Here is a 21,767-nt window from a genome sequence, read left to right as displayed (position 1 = left end):
AATAGTTCAATCATCGTTGATGCGTTCATCAATGGAGAATAACGTTGGAAGGGGAGCCGTACATGAATGCAGAGCAGATTGTCAGAGCATTTTTTGAAGAGGTCCGATCAGGCCGGAATCCGGATTATGCAAGCCAGGTGATGGCAGAACAGGTGCTGGCTCATCAAGTGATATCCGAGGAAGAAGTCACGGTCAAGCGAACACCTTCCGATTATGCGGAGCATGTGCGTGAGATGATCGAAGCATACGGGTCGTTTACGCTGGAGATACAGGAGATGATCACACAAGGCAGCAAAGTGTATGTGCGCTGGAAGCAAACAGGTACTCATACGGGACAGGTGGATCACTACAGCCCAACAGGACTCCCGGTGGTCGAGATCGCGAGTGCGGTCTATCGGGTGGAGAATGAACAAATTGCGGAGTATTGGATTCAGATTGATCGTTTGGGAATCGAGAGACAATTGGAGCGCAACCTGAACAGATAAAATATGATTTGTGACTATCGTAAAAATGGAATTAAAAACGGTCCTTTCTTGTTTTATAAGAGAGGGCCGTTCTTGCAGCCAGCTGGCAGAGCGGAGCGTTACTTCGTATATTTCTGGACCCGGTACCAGTACATATAGGCATCGGTATATCCCAATTTTTCATATAATCTGCGCGCAGGAGCATTATCTGCGACCACTTGCAAATAGCTTGACTGTGCACCGCGCTGTTTACCCCAATGCAGCAGATGCAGAATCATCTGTTCTGCCAGACCCCGGTTGCGGTATGCAGCATAAGTGATGATATCATGCAGTCCAATGACTCCCCGTTCAAGCACACCAAGACCACAAGCCGCGACCTGACCCTCAATGGACAAGCTAATAAAGCACGTATGTGCACGGACATTCCGCAGCATCTGTGTCATCGTTTTCCGCGATTCCTCGTTTACCGAACCGAATCGACACAAGTGATGCAGCCATTCGTCTGTCAGCTGCTCGGCGATGTGGATGTCCACAGGCTCGGGAGTTTTCAGGTCATCCAGATTACGAAGCTGTACAATCGTTCGATCAACGACCGTATAACCTCGATGCTGCAGCAGCTCGTCTATATTCTCAGGCTGGACAAAGGGTGTGATTTTAAAAATGGTGCTTAACTGATTGGAGTTATAGATGTTCTCACATGTTATAATTTTCTCATGCACATTCAGTGTAGAAGTGTAGATCGGCTGCACGGAGTTGGCACGTTTCGAATACCCGTTGGCAAAACGCAGCACCCACCCGTCATATAATGATGTGGATAAAGGCTGCCAGTGATTAAGCGTTAATTCTTCAATCTGGCGATATGTGGACTTGGTCATCTGCATGTGCTTTGACCTCCTTCGAATAATATAATTTATAATAATACAAATATATGCATAAAAATTCAATTAAAATGATAGAGCAGTATTCTTATCCTGGTTAGTATTATGGTATACAGTCTGTAGAACAGAGCAGCTCAATTCATAGAAATGGAGTACAACATGATTACGATCGAGATTCAGGGACAACAGGTGAAGTGTCATATCGAATTCAGCAAACGAAAAAAGGCCTCCATCACGATGGATTTGCCTTATCTGGTCACGATTAAAGCACCAAACGGTACGAGTGAGGAGGAACTTCGGCAGCTGGTCATGCAGCATGGTCCAGAGATTATAGAGAAATCGGCCCGAATGCAGCAGGTGCTGGATGGTCCCCAGGCCAAGGAATACGAGAAAGAGGGCAGAGGGACATTTCTGCTATATGGCAAGGCTCATGCCCTGCATGAACTGATCCCGGTAGAGGGACTTACTGAAGAAGAGCTGCGTGCGAATCTGAAAAAGTTTTATTTTGCCGAATGTAAACGTATGATCGGGCAGAGAATTACACGTTATCAGCAGGAGCTGAAGGTGAAGCCGAAGTCCATTGAGATCGTAGACTCTCCCACGAAATGGGGCAGCTGCAGCTGGGACAAAAAACTGACGTTTAATTACCGCCTTGCCATGGCACCGCCAGAGGTAATGGATTACGTTATAATCCATGAGCTGTGCCATATTCATCATATGAATCATGACCGCTCGTTCTGGCGGCGGGTAGGCAGTATAATGCCGGATTACAAGGAAAAAGAAGATTATCTGATGCGCAATGGACGAGCGATGATGCTATAGATTAACCAAGTGAATACTATGGCTCTTCATATTGAATGCATGATTCAACAAATAATATGGTTGTAAGTTCCACAGATGTTTAATAAAATGAAAGTAAGACAAAATAAGAGTAGCCACGCCAATGGCTACTCCTGCACAGCATTTTGTGGTGTGATCACCTCAGAGTGGTGTTTATGCGACTGAAGTGACCCGCAACCTGGCGAGCAACCTGTGGCGGGTCACTTCTTTCTACGATCAATGTAAGTTAACAATGCAAGAATGAACATTGCGAACACAAGTACGTCGTTGAAAGTGAAGTTCATATGATCACCTCCTTTCTCAGGAGATGATCGATACCCACCACAAATTGGCTGTACATATTAAATTATACCAGTATGAAGGCACTCAGGCGAGTGTCTTTTTTACAAGAATTTGCACGTGGCAGAAAGGAGAGCAAGATGAATCAAAATGGGCAGCATTCGGCGCTGGTGGACGAATATATCGCCGCATTTCCGGCAGATGTGCAGTTAAAATTGCAGAGGCTGCGGCAGATGATTCGGGAGGCAGCTCCGCTTGCCGAAGAAAAGATCAGTTACAAGATGCCGACATATGCACAGCATGGGAATCTGGTTCATTTTGCCGCATATACGAAACATATCGGGTTTTATCCTGCAGCTAGCGGTATATTGGCATTCAAGGAACAGCTCTCCAGGTTCAAGGGAGCAAAGGGGTCTGTGCAGTTTCCGCTCGATGAGCCGCTGCCAGAGGATTTGATACGCCAGATCGTTGAATTCAGGGTGAAGGAGAATGTAGAGAGGAGTCAGAGATGAATAAAGCCTTGAATATGAGGCATAACATCATACTTCCATTCAACAGCAGGATACTTCGTGAATCCGGCTGTTTTTTTGTCTATCGAGAAGGGCATTGATCCAAGGTACATTGCTTGAACGAAGTGTTGTAGATGTCGGAATATACGTGAAAATGTTGGAAAATAAGCTAAAATAATGATTGATAAAATCTTTGTGGAATGATAAGTTGTTATTAACTTATTTTGTTATAAATTATATAAAAAAGGAGAATTAAATGGTAAATGTATGCTTCGATCTGCATCCTTTAACAGAGCATCAGCAAAGAATATGGTATATGGAAATGTTATATCCGAATTCAGATGTATGGATGATTACAGCTAAGATAAGCATACCCGAACCTTTAGATTTTACCTTGCTGGAACGTTCGATCAACCTCATACTTGAGCAAAGACAGCTGCTGAGAACTCGAATTGTGCTGGATCAAGGCGAGAATAAGCAATATATACCACCGTACGAATTCAGAAAGATCCCTAGAATCGATTCCTTCTCTCTTCGCGATAACGAGACGTGGACTGATTATGTGGACAGGCATCCCATTCATCTTCATAGTGAGCATCTGATTCAGTTCTATGCCTATGAAGGAGAAGGTGAGTATGGATACATAGTTCAAGCCCACCACATCATATGTGATGGTCTCAGCTTTATTCAATTGATTAACGAAATTACGGCAATTTATTATGCTCAGTTGCAACCGGGCCGATCAGACAGGACATGCAGCTCGCCTCCATTTGATGACTATACCAGCTATCTGGAGAGTGAACGACAATATCTCGCTTCCAAGCGTTATGCGAAAGACCGCATTTTCTGGAAAGAGAAATTTCGAACCATGCCTGAATGGACAGAGCTCAAGCCGCACAATCCCCTTCTTACCAATACCGCAGCCAACAGAAAAATACGTTATATGGACCACTCGATGTATGTACGTTTGCAAGAGTTCTGTCATTTGAACAATGTCAGCATATTTACCTTTTTTCTCTCAACTCTGGCGATCCTGATACACAAAATCACTCATTGTACCGACCTGGTAGTCGGAACCAATTACGCTAACCGCACGAGCAGAACAGACAAGGAAACGATAGGCATGTTTGCCACAACGGTGCCTGTTCGAATCGGAATTGATCCCGATCAAACAGCGCTTGAATCCATTCAAATGATCTCCAACGAACAGAAGGAGGTACTGCGTCATCAGAAGTATCCTTATAACCAAATCATTCGCGAATTAAGAGATTCACTTTCTTTAACAGAGCTCAAGAGATTGTTTGGCATCTCCTTGGTCTACAGACCTGAGCGATTTGAGAAACTGCTGGGTCATGAGATTCAGTTTGAGAACAAATTCAACGGACATGAAACGAATGATCTGCTGATCAATATTATTGAAAAAGTCAATCAACATCAGATTGTATTCCAGTTCGAGTATCGCACGCAGCTGTTTACTGAATCTGAAGCAGACCAGCTGTTTGATCGCTTTCTGTATATGGCGGAAACCATTCTGAAGGATGCGGATCAGAGCATTCATCAGATCAATCTCGTCAGTGAGACTGAGAGAAACTGGATGCTGAATGAATATAATAACACGATGAAAGCGTATCCAAATGATCGTACGGTCGTTCAGCTGTTTGAAGAGCAGGCTGTTAACAAACCTTCGGCAACGGCGCTCATTCTCGGTGAGCAGGAGATGAGCTACAGAGAGCTTAACGACCGGGCTAATTGCCTGGCTGCTCTGCTAATCAGCAGAGGCATCCGGCAGCGTGATCTGGTTGGTATTATGGCTTCCCACAGTATGGAGCTGGTTGTTGCCATTATGGCTGTGATGAAAGCAGGCTGTGCCTATATTCCGATTGACCCTGAATATCCGGAAGAGCGAATTCAGCATATTTTGAAGGACTCACAGACGAGATTTGTACTGGTCAATCAGTCGGCTGCTCTGCCGCAAAGCATTCAGACGATAGATTTACGGGAAATAAACGGGCCTGTTGATCCGACAGATAATCTGGACATTCATATCAGCGATCTTGCATATGTGATCTATACCTCGGGCTCAACAGGAGCTCCGAAAGGAGTTCTGGTCGAGCACAGAGGATTAACCAATTATATTTGCTGGGCAAGTGATACGTATGTCAAAGGAAAGAAAACCACTTTTTCCTTGTATTCGTCCATTTCATTTGACCTGACCGTTACGTCCATTTTCACGCCTCTGATAACAGGCAATGCTGTAGTGATATACCACTCGCCGCAGAACAAGGCTTTGGTTGCAGAGGTTGTATCTGATCCGCGGGTAGATTTGGTCAAGCTGACGCCTGCCCATCTGCAGCTGATTCAGGATATGAAGCTGATGCAGCATTCCAATGTAACTACGTTTATTGTTGGCGGGGATAATCTGAGCACCTCACTCGCTCGAACCATTACACAGCAAAGCAGCCATGAAGTGACCATATTTAATGAATATGGCCCAACGGAAACGGTAGTTGGCTGTATGATCTATACGTTTGATCCTGAGTTGGACCAGACGGAAAATGTACCTATCGGAAAACCTATTCAGAATACATCGTTATATGTACTTGATCGGTCGCTTCAGTTCGTTCCCATTGGTGTTCAAGGTGAGTTGTTTGTCGGAGGAGACGGTGTGACGAGGGGGTATTTGAACAGACCTGATCTGACAGCCGCCAAATATGTTGAGCATCCGGACTTTCCTGGCAGACGATTATATCGAACCGGGGATGTATGCAGGCTGAGAGAAGATGGACAGATGGAATATTTCGGACGAACGGACGATCAGGTGAAGGTTCGTGGATATCGAATTGAACTTGGCGAGATTAAGGCGGCCCTTTTGAAAATAAAAGGAATCCGTGATGCTGCTGTCAGTGTCCGAGGTGAGCAGCAAGCGAAACAATTATGTGCTCACTATGTGAGTGAAACAGACGTTACCCAGCGGAGCATCCGTGAGAACCTGGCTTCCCATTTGCCTGAATATATGGTTCCGACACATTTGATTCAAGTGTCAACGATACCGCTCACAATCAATGGCAAGATTGATTATTCCGCACTGCCCATGGAGAACTCGATGCAGGAGGAGAGCCATCTCCGAGTTGCTCCAGTCTCTGAGGCAGAGCAGCAGTTAGCGGCGATCTGGTGTGAAATTCTGGAGCTGGACACGGTCGGAGTCACGGATCATTTCTACGAGCGCGGCGGGGATTCACTGAAGCTGATACAGATTTACACCAGATTGACCCGGACAGGTTATGACTTCTCCATTAACGATATGTTTAAATTCCCTACAATTCGTTCCTTATGTACACATCTGGATCAACTTGTAGAAGGAAGGGAAGGCAGGGTGGATATGAAATATACCGCAGCAAGACCATCCAAGGATGAATTTTTGAACGAGATTATAGGTAAGCCTGTGGCGCTTTCGAAGGATATTCCAAGTGTTCCTCCAGAACAGAAAGGGGCTATGTCATTTAACCAGGAGGCTCTATGGCTCGTAGAGCAATTTGAGGGAAAGAGCACCAAATATAACATCCCCGGACACGTCATTTTCAAAGGCGCTTTTTCCGTAGAAGCCTTCACGTATGCTTTGAACCAGATTGTACGTAGACATGATGTGCTTCGAACGTATTTTGTTATGGAACAGAACATGCCCGTGCAGCGAGTCCGGCCTTACGAGCCCTTTGAATTGGAGGTCCAGTATTCACTGCGAGACGACTCAGAGGCCAGCCTGAAGCGTGTCATTGAAGAAGAATCCAGGCATCAGTTCAATCTGGAGACCGGGCCCATGTATTATTTCCGTTTATACCAGATCGATGAGCATAAACATTTTGCTTATTTCAATTTCCATCACATTATATTTGATGGCTGGTCACAGCAGGTGCTTATGAGTGAAATGGATACGTTCTACAATGCTTATCTGACAGAGGACAATGTGAATCTGGAGGAACTCGGCATCCAATATTCTGACTATTCACATTGGCAAAAAGGAGTATGGCTAACGTCCGAGTTTCCGATTTTACTAGATTACTGGAGCAATCAGCTGAAGGACGGGGCAAGTCGTTCCATAAAGGTACTGCCCTATGATCGGGAACCAGAGGTTGATACGGGTGATGCGGGAGAAGTGTTATTTTCGGAGATTCCAATCGATAGGATTGAACGGGCCAAACAGGCCGGGATGAAAAGCAATGCCAGTCTGTACATTACGATGTTAACAGCGTACAAGGTGCTTCTCTATTTTTACTCGGATGTAACCGAGATTGTCGTTGGAACACCAGTGGCGAATCGCAATCGGGCAGAGGTCCAGAAGCTGATCGGATATTTCTCTAACAGTCTCGCGCTGAAGACGGAGATTGATCCTGAGCAATCGATGGACGCACAGATTATCATGGTGCGAAATACCGTATTTGAGGCGTTTGACCATCAAGAGATGCCTTTCGGTAAACTGATTGAGCTTCTGAACCCGGATCGTACGACAGGGCTAACTCCGTTTTTTCAATCTTGGTTTGTTCTTGACGTGAAAACCACCTACGGCATCAAGGGACTCGATATATCCCAGAATGAAGTTTTGTGGGGTCACAGCGGCAAGAGCAAGTGGGATCTGACCTTAAATCTGATTGAGGCCGATCAGATGATGAATGTGGTTGTTGAGTACAAAACCGAACTGTTTAACAAATCGACGATGAAAAGATTTTTGCATGATTATGCTGCGCTTGTGCAGCTGATCGCTGAAGACTCCTCGCGCAGTCTTCGGGAGATCAGAGGGGAATGGGAGGTGATTTCTCATGCCTACAAGATGGAGCTGCTGAACAGCAGTAAAAACAAAAAGAAATTCAGCAAAATCAAATCATAGGAGGAATGAAAATGAAAAAGAAGTTTGATAAAGGTGCTCAGATGGTCATGCAAAAGGAACTTGTCAAACAATCGCTGCTGACGGAGGGTCAAGAACTGCCTTTGGTTATCAAACCGAATATTGCGGGGCTTGATCTGAATCAGTGGTATCTGAACAATAAAGAGCTGGTTGAAGAAAAGATATTGAAGCATGGAGGTATCCTGTTCAGAGGATTTGAAACGAAGACACCGGAGAGCTTTTACCGTTTTATCGATGTGAGCTGCCCTGAGCCACTCAGCTATAAGGAAGGAGCAACACCGAGAACACAAGTCCAGGGAAAGGTGTATACGTCAACGGAATTTCCGAATGAAGAAACGATTGCACCGCACAATGAGCTGTCCTATGTGATGACCTGGCCCAAAAAAATCTGGTTTGCCAGCATGATTGTGGCGGATGAGGGGGGAGAAACGCCAATCGTCGATGTGCGGAAAGTGTATAACCTTATTGATCCGGATATTCGGGATGTATTTGCTGAAAAGGGCTGGATGCTGGTCCGCAATTATGGCAGCGGATTTGGACAAACGTGGCAGTACGTTTTTCATACCGAATCCAAGGAGGAAGTTGAGCAGTACTGCCAGGAGAATAACATGTCCTTTCACTGGAACGAGGATGGAACGCTGACAACAAAACAGGTAAGACCCGCAATTACTATCCATCCGGACACGAATGAAAACCTGTGGTTCAACCATATCGCCTTCTGGCACAGCAGCAGCTTGAATGAGGAAGTACGCAACCTGATGCTGGAGGAATTCGGAGAAGAGGGTCTGCCCTACCAGACTTATTATGGGGATGGAAGCCCGATTGATCCGTCTGTGGCAGCACATATTCGTCAGGCTTATGAAGATGCAACGGTTGCTTTTCCTTGGCAGGAGGGTGACATCCTGATGCTGGACAATATGCTGGTCGCACATGCACGTAATCCGTATCAGGGCGAGCGCAAAGTGCTGGTTGCCATGGGTGAACCGGTGAGTCGTTAACATATCCAGGCAAGCTTGGAGAGCAGATTCGCACTGGAACGGCAGCAAACCACTAAAACTGCAGGAGGGTTAAACATGGAAAATGTAATGCTGGGTTATCCCCTTTCACCACAACAGAAGCGGCTGCATGAATTGCAGCTTAGCGGTCTAAAATCGTCTGTCCCTAATGTAATCGCCATAAGCATCGAAGGTGAATGCACGAATCCTCAGATTGAAGCAGCTGTGAAGAGAATAGCCGAGAAATACAGTATATTCAGGACTTCCATTGAAGCCGATCCCAACTATGGAGTATACCTGCAAAAGGTGGGAGAAGAGCCGAAATATCGATTCCGCACTGCATTCTCAGATGAACGGATTCAGGAAGATCATATTCCGTCCCTAGTACAGCAGGAGCTGGGTAACTGGACAGGAGAATACACCCTGGATAGCGTGTTGGTTAATAGTCAAGACCGTTCGAGTATGTTGATTCTTGCTCTTCACCCTTATTTTTCGGACGTCGAATCTGCGATTATTCTAAAGGATTTATCCGAATTCACCAGAGGCGAGATGGATTCATCACTGCTGGAAGAGGAGGTTCCCTATTACGCAGTATCCGAATGGCTTAATGATCTGTTAACCAGTGAGGAGCATTCGGAGGAGCGAAGCTTCTGGAATCACAAGCGATATACCCATTATGACAAGCAGCTCGCGCTTGCTTCGAATCGGGATGCAAGCAAGCTGAGTATGGCCAGTATTCCCGTCTCGTGGTCTTCAGAGCTATGGCAGCAGTTGGACAAAATAGCTGTAGAAGCTGAAAGTACAATAGATCAGGTACTGCTTGCCTGCTGGAACCTGACAATCCATTGGCTGGGCGAAGCAAAAGAAATTACGGTGGGCGTACATACCCGCGGCCGGCAAGATGAAGACCTGGAGAACGTTGTCGGACCATTGAACAGATATGTACCTGTATACTCTGGCATGAAAGAGGAGGATACGTTCCTTGAATTTTTGCAAAGAACAAGGAATGAGGTCAAGGATAGCGCAGAATATGCGGATTACTTCGATTTTAAACTTTCAGGAGCAGCAGATCAGGGGCAGCAGATGTTTTCCTACGGATTTGAGAGCTGTGATGCATCATGCCTTATAGAGTCGGAAGGTAATACATTTCGAATCGTATATCAATCTGAAGAGATTGAGCCGGTACATCTGGGCCTGAAAGTGAATCATTACGAGGACCGCAAAGATATCACATTAAACTACAATAGCGAGATATATACGAGCACAGAAGCCAGCTACGTGGCGGATATACTAGCACATCTTTGTAATCTTGTGTATTCGAATCCGGAGGAAAGCGTTGCTTCCATCTCCATGCCGGATCAACTGACGCAAACGTTACGTGAATTGCTTCAAGGAGAGACTCGGCACTACCAGGCCTCCACACTTGTAGAATTGATTGACGAGCAGGCGTTAAAGACACCGGATCAGATTGCGGTTGTTTTTGGTCATACGCTGCTGACTTATCGGGAGGTACAGGAAACGTCCAGACAGCTTGCCAATTACTTGCATCGAACCAGGAACGTCAAACATGGCGATGTCATTGGGGTATGCATAGAAAGATCGTCGGAACTGGTGATTGCGTTGTTAGCGGTTCTTCGTGCTGGTGCTGCGTACGTACCTCTTGACCCGGATTATCCGAATGAGCGTTTAACCTACATTTGTGATAATGCGCGAATCCAGACGGTACTGTTGCAAAATAAAAACAATAACCGGCTTAACTCGTTGTTTGCACAACCTGTATTTCTGGAGGAAGAAGGAGAACAGATCACTGCCGAGTCGAGTGATGCTCCAGCCGTTACAGTGAACGGTAGAGACACGGCTTATATTCTGTATACATCCGGCTCCACGGGCAGGCCTAAAGGTGTGAAAATCTCTCATGAGGCAATTACCAATCATATGCACTGGATGAATCATGAGTTTCCGATGAGCGGGGCAGATGCTGTATTGCAGAAAACGTCCATGAACTTCGATGCTTCTGTCTGGGAGTTCTATGCACCGCTGACTACTGGCGCGAGACTTGTGATGGCTGAACCGGAGAAACATGCGGACCCGGACTACTTGCTTGACGTGATCCATAAGGAGAACATTACAACGCTGCAGGTTGTGCCTACGATGCTTCAGGCTTTGGTGGAGCAGGAAAAGCTTGCTTCGTCTCCTTTGACCAGAGTATTTAGCGGTGGAGAAAGACTGGGTGTTCCTTTACAGCAGGCTTTCTTTGCGGCAAGTAATGCACAGTTAATTAATCTTTATGGTCCTACTGAAGCTGCTGTGGATACCACCTTTCATATCTGTGACAGGCATCATGTGTATGAAACGATCGGTTCCCCAATTCATAATACTCGTTTGCTGGTTCTGGATTCGGAGCTCAGGCTGGTACCGCCAGGGGTCGCCGGAGAATTATACATTAGTGGAAAAGGGCTGGCTGACGGTTATGTGGACGAGGCTCTGAACGCTGAAGCTTTTATGGCAAATTCGTATGAACCGGAGCAGCGCATGTACAGAACGGGAGACCGGGTCCGTTACTTTGCAGACGGGAAATTAGAATATATCGGAAGGGTTGACCGACAGGTAAAGCTGAGAGGGTACCGGATTGAACTTGGCGAGATTGAAAAGACGCTAAGCACTCATCCTCATGTGCGGCTTGCAGCTGTGAAGGTGCTGGAGAGAACAGAGCCTTTGCTGGCTGGTTATGTAGAAATGGATGCACAGGGAGATATCCAGGAGGTTAGACAATGGATTGCTTCGGCGCTGCCTGAATATATGGTTCCTGGCTTCATTCAAAAGCTGGATCAACTGCCGCTCCTGCATAACGGTAAGATCGACTATCATTCCTTGCCGGATGCTCTGATCGATGCAACAGATGACTATGTAGAACCATCGACTTCCGTGGAGCACATTGTTGCACAAATCTGGAGAACGGTGTTAAAGCGCGAGAAGATCAGTATTAACGAAAATTTCTTTGCGCTAGGTGGGCACTCTCTAATCGCCACCCAGGTTATTTCTGGCATCAGACAACAGATGGGCATCAATCTGCCGCTGCGCAAAATTTTTGACGCACCAACCATTCAGGAGTTGTCTGAAGTTATTGAAAATGTACTGTTGGAAGCGAATGGATATCGTGTGGAGGACAATTAATTGAAAAAATCCGGTGCAATCCTGAATAAAAGGCAATTAGTTGATCAAATTTTGAGCCAAATGAATGTGTCCGAAACTATAGAGCGTATATCTCGTGAAGACAATCGATTTCCGTTATCTTTTGCCCAAAAAAGACTGTGGCTTCAACAGCAGATTGACCCAGCCAGTACGGCTTATAATATGATGTTTGCGAATGACATTCGGGGACCATTTGAACCTGAAGCATTCGAGCAAGCGATCCATTTGCTGGTTCAGAGACAAGAGGCGCTTCAGATTCGAATTGATGCCGAAGCAGGTATACCTTATCAATGTATTGAACATGACAAGCCGGATTATCAATTTGTGGATGTCTCCATGTATTCGAATGCTCAGGCAGAGCAGCATATTGCAGAACTGATCGAGAGGGCCAATGGCCCTTTTGATTTTACACATGATCCATTGTGCAAGTTCAGACTGTTCAGGCTGGATCAGCAGCGTTATATTTTTGTTCTAATGATGCACCATATTATTTCGGATGGTCAATCCATAGAGATCATTCAGCGTGATTTATTATCCTATTATGAATATTTCCGCGGGGCTGGGCCATTACAGACGTTCGATGCTTTCGCGGCCCAATATATAGATTATTCCGTATGGCAGAATCAGATGCTGGACCGTTCATCGTTTATGAAACAGAAACAGTACTGGATTGAACAGTTGAAAGGTCATTCCTACTCTCTGAATCTTCCTTGCGATCGCGAACGTCCGGCAAAGCCAAGTGAAGAGGGCATATCCGTACATTTTACAGTGCCCGCAGCACTCACACGCAAGTTGAAGAGTATTTCACAGACACATCATTCTACTCTTTTTATGGTAATGTACACTTGCTTTGCTATTCTGCTGCGCAAGTATTCGGGAGAGACGGACCTGCTGATAGGCACACCTGTTTCGAATCGGCCGCAACCGGATTTGGAGAAGGTTGTTGGTTTTTTCGTGAACACACTTGTGCTGCGGAGTCGAATTCATGATCAGCAGTCGTACCTGGATCAGCTGAAGCATTCCAGAGACACGATTCTGGATGCTTTTGATCATCAGGACGTACCGATTGATCTGTTATTTGATGATCTGATACAAACCAGAAATGTCGGCTACTCCCCACTCTTTCAAGTGATGTTTAGTCTGGGAAGGGCAGCTCATGTCCAGCAGCAGGATGGCCAGACTGAATTCAAAGGGATGCAGTTCAAGCCAGTGAGTACATCCAAATTTGATATGTCCCTGGACTTGACGGAGGAAGAGGAGGTCATCAGAGGTACATTCGAATGTCGAGCCGATCTATTTGATGTGAGCACCATCGAACGTTGGATTGGTAACTTTCTTACCTTGCTTCAGGATATTGCCGAGCGCCCTGAACAGCCTATCTCCACGTTAAGCGTGATAAGTGCCGAGGAGCGGCAGCAGCTTCTGTATGAATGGAACAATACCTGCATGGACTACCCCGATGATCGATGTGTACATCATCTGTTTGAAGCATCGGTTTCCCGTTATCCTGATTATGCCGCAGTTGTATATGGAACAGTGAGTTTAACTTATGAGGAACTGGATCGCAGAGCGAATCAACTGGCTCATGTTCTGATTGAACACGGAATCGGGCCTGACAAGGCCGTTGCTATTGGCATTGAACGTTCCTTATATTTACCTGTAGCACTGCTTGCGGTGTTAAAAGCAGGAGGAGCGATCGTGCCCCTGGATCTGGATGCACCTATCGAACGGAACCGCCACATGATTCTGGATTCGGAAGCATCCATCTGTCTGATCAATACGCATACACTTCCTATTCCGAATGATGCAGCAGTACTGATCGATGTTTCCCGGCCTGAACTCGTTCACAATAAACCAGTCGATGCTCCCCCGTCTCAAGTAGGGCCGGATCATCTGATTGCTATCTATTACACGTCAGGAACTACGGGTAAACCAAAAGGGGTGTCCGTACGGCATCAGGGCTGGGTAAGCCGAATCTGGTGGATGCAGCAGCGGTTCAAGCTGCGGCATGATGAAACCGTGCTTCAGAAAACAACGCTTACGTTTGACGATGTGGGGCTCGAATATTTCTGGACCTGGATGGCTGGTGCCCGAGTGGCGCTTCTGGAGCCGGGATTTCATCGGGACCCTTACGCTATCATTGAAGCTCTGAAGAAATATAAGGTGGGTATCGTGTTTTTTGTTCCAAGCATGCTCAAAATGCTCATCCAGCGAGTGGGGCGTTCGGACCTGGAGCAGCTGCATGCATTGAGAGATGTATTCTCCAGCGGAGAGGCGTTAAAGCCTGAGATGGTGCAAGCGTTTCATCGTCATCTTCCCGGCATTCGTCTTCATAACAGCTATGGAGTAACGGAAGTGTCCATTGATTCCACGGTTAATATCAATGTGCAATCCGATCCGGGGCTGGCTTCACGAAATGTATCGATCGGCCGTCCAATCGGGAACAACTTTATCTATGTTCTGGACGAAATGCAGCAGCCTGTGCCCATTGGTGTTCAAGGGCATCTGTATATTGGGGGAGTGGGGCTGGCTAGAGGGTACTACAGAGACCCTGTCAAGACAGAGCAGGCTTTTTTCACCAACCCTTTTACAGAAGGGCGAATGTATAAAACAGGAGATATGGCTTATTACGATGCTTCAGGGAAACTGTACATTGTTGGCCGGATGGACAATCAGCTGAAGATCAGGGGGATGCGTGTTGAGCTCGGAGAGATATCGGATGTCATCTCCAGACACGCGGATATTCAGGAATGTGCGGTACTCGCAGAGAAATGGGGCGATGATGAGGAGTTGTCATTAAGCGCCTATATTCAGTTGACTTCGTCTTCAATTATGACCAGCACGGATTTACGCAGTTATTGCCGAACCTTGCTGCCAAGCCATATGATTCCATCACGTTTTTTCACCATTGATCAGATTCCCCTGAACAGTAACGGTAAGGTGGACAAGTCTGCATTGAAGCAGCTGGACAGCAGCCTGCTCCAAGATGGGACTTTCGCTCCTCAGGATGAGCTGGAGGAGAAAATCATGCAGATTTTCATGGAAATGCTGGATCTGGAATCCGTGCAGCTTCATGAGAGCTTTTTTGATCAAGGGGGACATTCGATCAAAGCGATTCGTTTAGTGGATGTGCTGAACAGCACCTTCCAGACTCAATTATCTGTACTGACTTTGTTTGATCATTCTACCGTAGTTGAAATTGCCCGTTTGATTCGCGCAGGTATGACAGATAAACATCAGTCCATTGCTGTGTTGAAGGAAAGCGCACGCAAGCAGGATAACCCTCTGTTCCTTGTTCCAACAGGTGGTGGCAATCTCATCAACTATTATGAATTGGTAAGTCAGATTGAGAATTTAACGATATGCGGATTTATACCTAAAGGGTATGACAGTCATGATGAGCCTTTATATACGGTGCAGTCCATCGCGCGCTATTATTACTCGGTTCTTACCAAGTGGAAGCCTCAAGGGCCGTATCGAGTGCTCGGCTGGTCCTTCGGCGGTAATGTAGCCTTTGAACTGGCACGGTTGATTGAAGAAGCGGGACAAGAACTGGAGTGGTTGATTATTCTGGATGCTCCAGCAAGAAGCCATCAACAGGTTGTGCGTCCTATGAATCGAGTGCAGGCTTTGAACGAGCTTGCCCGGAATAACGGGTACGAATTGAAGCCGGATGACACATATGAAGAGCAGCTTGCCGAGCTGCTGAGTTATTTTCCCGACAAGACTTCTGTGGGCAATTTGAAAGTACGCATCGCGAACGAGGTCGCTTTTGATAATTATTATTCCGCTGAGCCAATTCAGTCTGATATCCATCTGTTGTACGCTGTCACTCAGGATGAAACAAGTCCGGTTCCATTAACGGATGCACCATCATGGCATGCCAAAACAACAGGCAGCTGTGCCGCTACTCCCATCCCTGGTCATCATGAAAATCTGATTGATACCACACACGCGGTGAATGTCGCTCAATATGTGAATCAATTAGTGAAGGAGGCGTCCAAGGATTTCTGAGCAGAGCATCCAACCTCCTTGCGTGGTGTATGGGTACAAATTCAGGGAACTGGCGAGGCTGATGGAGGTGGAGACGTGGACATTTTCAGAAACAAAAATTTTAGCCTGATGTTTTTTGGACGTATTCTGACTAACATAGGAGACAGCCTGTATGCTGTATCAGCGATGTGGCTGGTATATAATCTGGGCGGCTCATCATTCTATACGGGGCTGGCAGGTTTCCTGTCGATTTTGCCTAAAATTATTCAGATTTTCTCCGGCCCGATCATCGATCGTTTACCGGTTCGAGGCATTCTCGTATATAGTCAGCTCATCCAGGCTTTCTTGTTATTAATTGTACCTGTTGCGGCATATTATGATTTTTTGAGTGTAGGTCTGGTTCTGGTGATCACCCCGATTCTTAATATTTGCAACACCTGGGTGTATCCTGTTCAGATGTCAGCGCTGCCGAGGGTAGTCCACAAACATCAGCTAACCCAGGGCAACTCCTTGTTTTCCATAGCGTATCAAGGAATTGATGTGGCCTGTAATGCAATATCCGGGGTGCTCATTGTGGCATTGGGTGCAGTTTCGATGTACTTCTGGAATGCGATTGGTTTCTTTATTGGCGCTATGCTGTTTTCCCAGCTGCGAATCGCTCCTTTCCCTCCATCGTCATCTGCGAAACAGGAAGCGGCACAACAGCCGGATACTGCTTCTGCATCGGTGGATGAAGAGTCAACAGGTAACAGGAAACACGCCGGAATCCAGTTGTTTTTCAGGAATTACATGGACGATCTGGTTAGCGGAATACAGCTTCTTACACGCACTTCCTTAGCCAAACTACTCTTCGGCATTATGGTTATTAATGCTGCTGGCGGAGCAACCTTCAGTGTTCTTCCGATATATAGTGATAAACTTGGCGGGGCAGGCATGTACGGGCTGATGTTAATGGCACAGGCGCTCGGAAGTGTGATTGGAGCCACATGTGCACCTTATCTCAGACTGGAACAGGTTCGTCTGGGTTTGTTATATTCCGTTGCGTATATCGCATCAGGAATTGCATGGATCGCCTGTGTATTTGCTCCTTGGGGATGGCTTAGCATTCTGGTCTATGGCTTGGCCTGGCTTCCTGGTGGCGCCGTAAATGTCATCATTAACACGGTTGTTCAGAAAGGCATTCCCCAGAAATATCTTGGCTTGGTTTTCGCTGCCACGATGGCATTGAGCGGGATCGCGATGCCTGTAGGCAGTCTGATTGGTGGTACGCTGGGTGTGTGGATACCCACAGCTGGTGTGATTACTTTGAGTGGTTGTATTGTCGTTCTGGTTGGTGTGTTCTGGATGGTAGACCGCGTGTCACGCAGTCTTCCCAAAACAGAGCATCTTAATGAAGGATATTTCAGCTTCACTCCGCGCGCGGAATCTGCTCGTTCGGGTACTGGAACCGGAACAGGTATGTGAACAATTGTAATTCTATTAAACGAAGCACCCCCGAAATGCATGGATATCCAGCATCAGTATGGTTATCTTGTGCTGATTCGGTGAGGTGCTTTTTTAATGGCTACAGGGATAACGACTTTATGACTTAGTGTTTATTCCAGATTCAGATCGAAATCCGGTTGACACATATAATCAATGGGATAGAGGTCATCCCGGGCGGAGATCAGAGCGCGGAAGTGAAGGAACCGATGGTTAAGCTGCTCCACAACTCCCCCCACCCGAAAAGGAATGAGCTCAGCGACAACAAACACATCTTCTGCATCCGTGCATCGGAAAATCACATTATTCGGGTTAAGCACCTCTTCCATATAACTGTAGGTCATGACGTGAAAGGACTGTCCGCGCCAGTTCGTCTGAATGACCTGGTATGACTGCGTTCGGATCAAATCCAAATAACGCTCCAGGGTGAAGGTGTGTTCAAACTGCGTAATATAACCTTGTTGATCGACATCAATCGTAAACTCGACATCATAGCTTTGGTGAAACTCTTGCTGATATGTACCTTTCATGATCTTCATCGTATCGAAGTGTGATCCAAAATCAGGATCGATGGTATAGGGAATCGCAACGAGTTCGGGATCAATGTGTGCTGTGATCTGACTTTTCGTAGAAAGGGTAGGGCCAGGTTCAACAGGTCTCAAATCAATGGAACCGATCATACTTCCGGGAAAACCGGGGCTGCAGCTTATTCGCATAGTCATCTCCTTTGAGGTGTAGTCCTCTAGTTAGACGGAGATGAAAAGAGAAAGTTGCATATTGCCCCGACTTGAACCGGGACAGCGCAGACGATATAGTGAGAAGGTATTTGATTTATAGACCATACTTAACCATGAGGGACGGCTTCATGAACAGGAGGGCTTGTGATGTTATCCACCAAAGTCATTGAACACTGCCGCGTAAACGGCTGGTGGCATGAAGATGTGCCTGTCGAATACGAGGAAGCGCTGCGTAAGCTGAATGTGGATCTGAACTCGGATTTCGCACAGTTTTACTTGCATGCAGAGGATGGACCGACATTTTACAGTCGGCATCAGGAGCTGTATCAGATCTGTTGGGTAATCGAAAATACCGTATATCTGGACGATATGAACATAGCCCAGCTTACACTCGGACTGCCCGAGGCATATATCCCGCTGGACAGCTTTGAAGGCGAGGGTGGATTTTTCTATAACCGCCAGACAGACGAAGTTGTGCTGGTTGAGCTGGGCGAGTCGATTGAACGCTTTTTGAGTGGTGAGAGCAAGCCGCAATGGGCTGATTTTAATGCATTCCTGGAGTGGTATTTCGAATTGGCCGAAGTGACGACACTGTAAATATGCAGTAAGGAATTGCGAAGGTGCTAGACATATCCCTGACAAGCAAAGGGTACTCTACTGGTTGTGAAGGAGTAGAAGTACCCTTTTTCAAGTGTTAGCGATATAAGTTGAACTATTGATTTATACAAAAACGGAGAGGACGATAACAGCGATTGGAAGGTTATTCTGTCATCGAAGTGTCCGTATAATCCAACTTTAAGTTCAACTTATATAGCTCCTTTACTTCGAGCTGGCGTAGTGATCTTCCTTCTCCTCGTTCTTCCCGTAAGGGAAAAACTCATCCACGAGATCCTGAGGCGAGATGGACACAAAGACGTGATCAAGGTCGGTTTTTTTCGCAAAATCAATAATGTCCCCGGTATAATATCGTGGATCAACCAGATACACATCAGACACAACGGTTGAGAGGAAAGAGATCATCGGCACAGCCAGCGAGTCTTTAATAAACAACACCTTGAGTCCGTTCGGATTGTCTTTATTGGTCACATGTACGATCCCTTGATTGCCATACAGATACGTAAAATATTTATCAGCAGTCAGATCATAGGCAGCACCCTTCACATTCAGCGGATATGTTGTCAGCAGGGCATCCTCGAAGCGTCCGTTTAATGTTGCCTTGGTGTCGCCTGTCTGGAAATAAAACGAATAGTTCGTTTTAAATTTTGGATAGATGAGATCAAAATCATCGTCGCCTGCATACCATTTCCCCGTCTTGCGACCTTGTGAGCCAATAAAGAAATCCTTGTATGGAATGACGTTGTAGTTGTTGATATCCGTAAAATAATGCTCCGGGTCCAGTGGTTTGTTATAAATGCCATCCAGATGATGCACCAGCTCACCGAACGCCCAGAAGGCCGTTCTGATTTTCCAGTGATGATCGGTTGTGAAAAAAAGGTCCTTCGCAGGTATGCCGCTCTCCAGCAGCCCCTCGCGCAAGTCGAGTGTGTCGATTCCGGCCTGCTTCAGATGATTCAGAAAGCCATCGGCGGTTTCGTTATTATAATTGTAAGGAATGCCTTCCGGGAACGTTGTATGTCCACGTACATATTTGTCGGGTGTCATAACATAGGTCAGCTTTGTTTTGGCATTCAATTGTGCCCCGAGCTCGGCCACCCGGTCAGAAAGCTGCTTCGTATCGGTCGGCCCGGTAGCGAAGTAGGTATAGTGCAGCTTGCCTTCGGTATCTTTAACCACCTCGAAGTTATTCTCCTCGTTTTTCCACATCAGTGATTGCAAGTAACCGTAGGCCTCGACGAACCCGAATTTTTCAAAAACATGCTCATTGATGTCTGCATCCAGCTTGTTAATGATGCTCTTGGCATTGGAGAAACGATAGTCTGCCGATGCCAGCGTCTTTTTTAACGGCTCGAAAGACTGAATCATATTGAGGATGGAGAACGCAGCCAGCACCACAATGAAGAGGAAGGCGGTGAGTCTCTTTTTGGCAAAAAAGTTATGCATATAACATCCTTCTCTCAGAAATTGAAATAAATAAACGGATTGTACGTTCCTTTGACCAGATAGGATACACATACGAGAAACAGCGCGATGATGCTTACCGGGTAGATCAGCTCCAGCGGTTTGCCGAAGCGAACGCCATCGACCATCCATTTGTTCATACGCAAGGCGATCGGTGTGGAGAAGAGAATGCCGAGTATGAAGAAAAGTGCATATTCCTTCATGAACATCCCGGTTGTATCACTCCAGAATCCGTTGCCGTATAAGCCGAACATGTTGCCAAGATAGTTGCCTGCCTGCAGCAGATCGGGTGAACGGAAAATAACCCAGCCAATGACAACAACAAACATGGCATAGACATGTCTGAGCGGAGCAAAACGAATGCCTTTGTCCAGATTAAAGATTTTCTCCAAAGCAATGAAGGCAAAGTTGATTAAACCCCAGATAACAAATGTCCATTCCGCGCCATGCCAGACACCTGTAAGTCCCCAGACGACAAGCAGGTTGCGGATCATTTTATCCTTGTTGCTGACTCGTGAGCCTCCGAGCGGGAAGTAGACATATTCCTTGAACCAGGTTCCAAGCGAGATATGCCAGCGGCGCCAGAATTCAGTGATAGATCGGGAAATGTACGGATACTTGAAGTTTTCTTCAAACTTGAAGCCAAACATTAACGCAAGTCCAATCGCCATATCGGAATAACCGGAGAAGTCGAAATAAATTTGCAGCGTATAGGCGATAGCGCCCAACCACGCCAGACTTGATGCCATATCGGACGTTCCTCCCACGCTGAAGGCGTGATCGGCAACAATGGCCATGCTGTTGGATAACAGCACCTTTTTGCTCAAACCGACAATGAAGCGGCAGCAGCCTACCGCGAACTTGTCCCAGCTCTCCTTGCGATGCATCATCTGATCCGCAATCATGTTGTAACGCAGAATAGGCCCCGCAACCAGCTGAGGGAAAAAGGAAATATACAGAGCGACATAAAACGGGTTTTTCTGCACACTGCCATGTCCGCGGTACACATCAATAACATAGGAGATCGCATGGAAGGTGAAAAAAGAAATACCGAGCGGCAGCGCAATATGTGGAATGCTCAGCCCAAAACCTGTGCTTTCATTCACAATGCGCAGGGCAAACGCCAAATATTTATAAACAAACAGCATGCCCAGATTGGCAGCAAGCATCACAGTAATAATGATATAGGCGGCATTGCGCCGATCCCGGTACCTGTCTACAAGCAGGGCGAACACATAATTGAGTGCAATCGAGACCAGCATGACCAGTACGAAGCGTGGTTCGCCCCACGCATAGAAGAATAGACTGGCTACAAGCAGCAGCATGTTTTTCAGCGTTACCGAAAATCGAAGTACATAATAGAGCCCTAATACAAGCGGCAAAAAATAAAATAAAAAAACGACACTGGAAAAGAGCACTGCC

At 46.4% G+C, this 21,767-nt stretch carries 13 protein-coding genes; 9 read left to right on the top strand and 4 right to left on the bottom strand.

Going from position 1 to position 21,767, the window contains the following annotated elements; genetic code table 11:
- Positions 1-62 precede the first annotated feature (62 nt).
- Positions 63-485: an ester cyclase gene (locus tag ACQSGY_RS18965; protein WP_427179857.1), complete on the top strand. Its 423-nt coding sequence runs from the start codon at positions 63-65 to the stop codon at positions 483-485.
- 98 nt (positions 486-583) lie between these two features.
- Here the strand turns inward: ACQSGY_RS18965 and ACQSGY_RS18960 are convergent, their stop codons facing one another.
- Positions 584-1,345, bottom strand: a complete 762-nt coding sequence (locus tag ACQSGY_RS18960) for a GNAT family N-acetyltransferase (RefSeq protein ID WP_427179855.1) — start codon at positions 1,343-1,345, stop codon at positions 584-586.
- A gap of 159 nt (positions 1,346-1,504) precedes the next feature.
- Here ACQSGY_RS18960 and ACQSGY_RS18955 point away from each other — a divergent pair, with 159 nt between their 5' ends.
- The 7 genes from ACQSGY_RS18955 to ACQSGY_RS18925 all read left to right on the top strand — a co-directional run bounded on the left by ACQSGY_RS18955 (position 1,505) and on the right by ACQSGY_RS18925 (position 17,511).
- Positions 1,505-2,164, top strand: a complete 660-nt coding sequence (locus ACQSGY_RS18955; RefSeq protein WP_427180133.1) for a M48 family metallopeptidase — start codon at positions 1,505-1,507, stop codon at positions 2,162-2,164.
- 437 nt (positions 2,165-2,601) lie between these two features.
- Complete coding sequence (locus ACQSGY_RS18950) at positions 2,602-2,973, top strand: iron chaperone (RefSeq protein WP_427179853.1); 372 nt, start codon at positions 2,602-2,604, stop codon at positions 2,971-2,973.
- A gap of 253 nt (positions 2,974-3,226) precedes the next feature.
- The gene (locus ACQSGY_RS18945) at positions 3,227-7,849 is read left to right on the top strand and encodes an amino acid adenylation domain-containing protein (protein ID WP_427179852.1); all 4,623 of its coding nucleotides are present in this window, start codon (positions 3,227-3,229) and stop codon (positions 7,847-7,849) included.
- An 11-nt stretch (positions 7,850-7,860) separates the two neighbouring features.
- Entirely contained in the window at positions 7,861-8,865 is a 1,005-nt protein-coding gene (locus ACQSGY_RS18940) for a TauD/TfdA family dioxygenase (protein WP_427179851.1), read from the top strand.
- Positions 8,866-8,940: 75 nt separating this feature from the next.
- Positions 8,941-12,036, top strand: a complete 3,096-nt coding sequence (locus ACQSGY_RS18935; RefSeq protein WP_427179849.1) for an amino acid adenylation domain-containing protein — start codon at positions 8,941-8,943, stop codon at positions 12,034-12,036.
- Entirely contained in the window at positions 12,037-16,068 is a 4,032-nt protein-coding gene (locus tag ACQSGY_RS18930; RefSeq protein ID WP_427179848.1) for a non-ribosomal peptide synthetase, read from the top strand.
- A 75-nt stretch (positions 16,069-16,143) separates the two neighbouring features.
- On the top strand, positions 16,144-17,511 hold the full coding sequence (locus ACQSGY_RS18925; RefSeq protein ID WP_427179846.1) for an MFS transporter: 1,368 nt from the start codon (positions 16,144-16,146) through the stop codon (positions 17,509-17,511).
- A gap of 131 nt (positions 17,512-17,642) precedes the next feature.
- On the opposite strand, the gene ACQSGY_RS18920 is transcribed toward ACQSGY_RS18925, so the two are convergent.
- Positions 17,643-18,209, bottom strand: a complete 567-nt coding sequence (locus ACQSGY_RS18920; protein WP_427179845.1) for a hypothetical protein — start codon at positions 18,207-18,209, stop codon at positions 17,643-17,645.
- A gap of 204 nt (positions 18,210-18,413) precedes the next feature.
- On the opposite strand from ACQSGY_RS18920, the gene ACQSGY_RS18915 reads away from it, so the two are divergent.
- Entirely contained in the window at positions 18,414-18,863 is a 450-nt protein-coding gene (locus tag ACQSGY_RS18915; protein WP_427179843.1) for an SMI1/KNR4 family protein, read from the top strand.
- A 222-nt stretch (positions 18,864-19,085) separates the two neighbouring features.
- On the opposite strand, the gene ACQSGY_RS18910 is transcribed toward ACQSGY_RS18915, so the two are convergent.
- On the bottom strand, positions 19,086-20,327 hold the full coding sequence (locus ACQSGY_RS18910; RefSeq protein ID WP_427179841.1) for a DHHW family protein: 1,242 nt from the start codon (positions 20,325-20,327) through the stop codon (positions 19,086-19,088).
- A 14-nt stretch (positions 20,328-20,341) separates the two neighbouring features.
- Positions 20,342-21,763 (bottom strand): MBOAT family O-acyltransferase, encoded by a 1,422-nt coding sequence (locus ACQSGY_RS18905; RefSeq protein ID WP_427179839.1) that lies wholly within the window; start codon positions 21,761-21,763, stop codon positions 20,342-20,344.
- Positions 21,764-21,767: the final 4 nt, after the last annotated feature.

Source organism: Paenibacillus sp. TC-CSREp1, assembly GCF_050171015.1.
Taxonomy (GTDB): domain Bacteria; phylum Bacillota; class Bacilli; order Paenibacillales; family Paenibacillaceae; genus Paenibacillus; species Paenibacillus silvae.
Note: the sequence above shows the minus strand (reverse complement) of the source record. Positions and strands in the feature narration are given on the sequence as shown.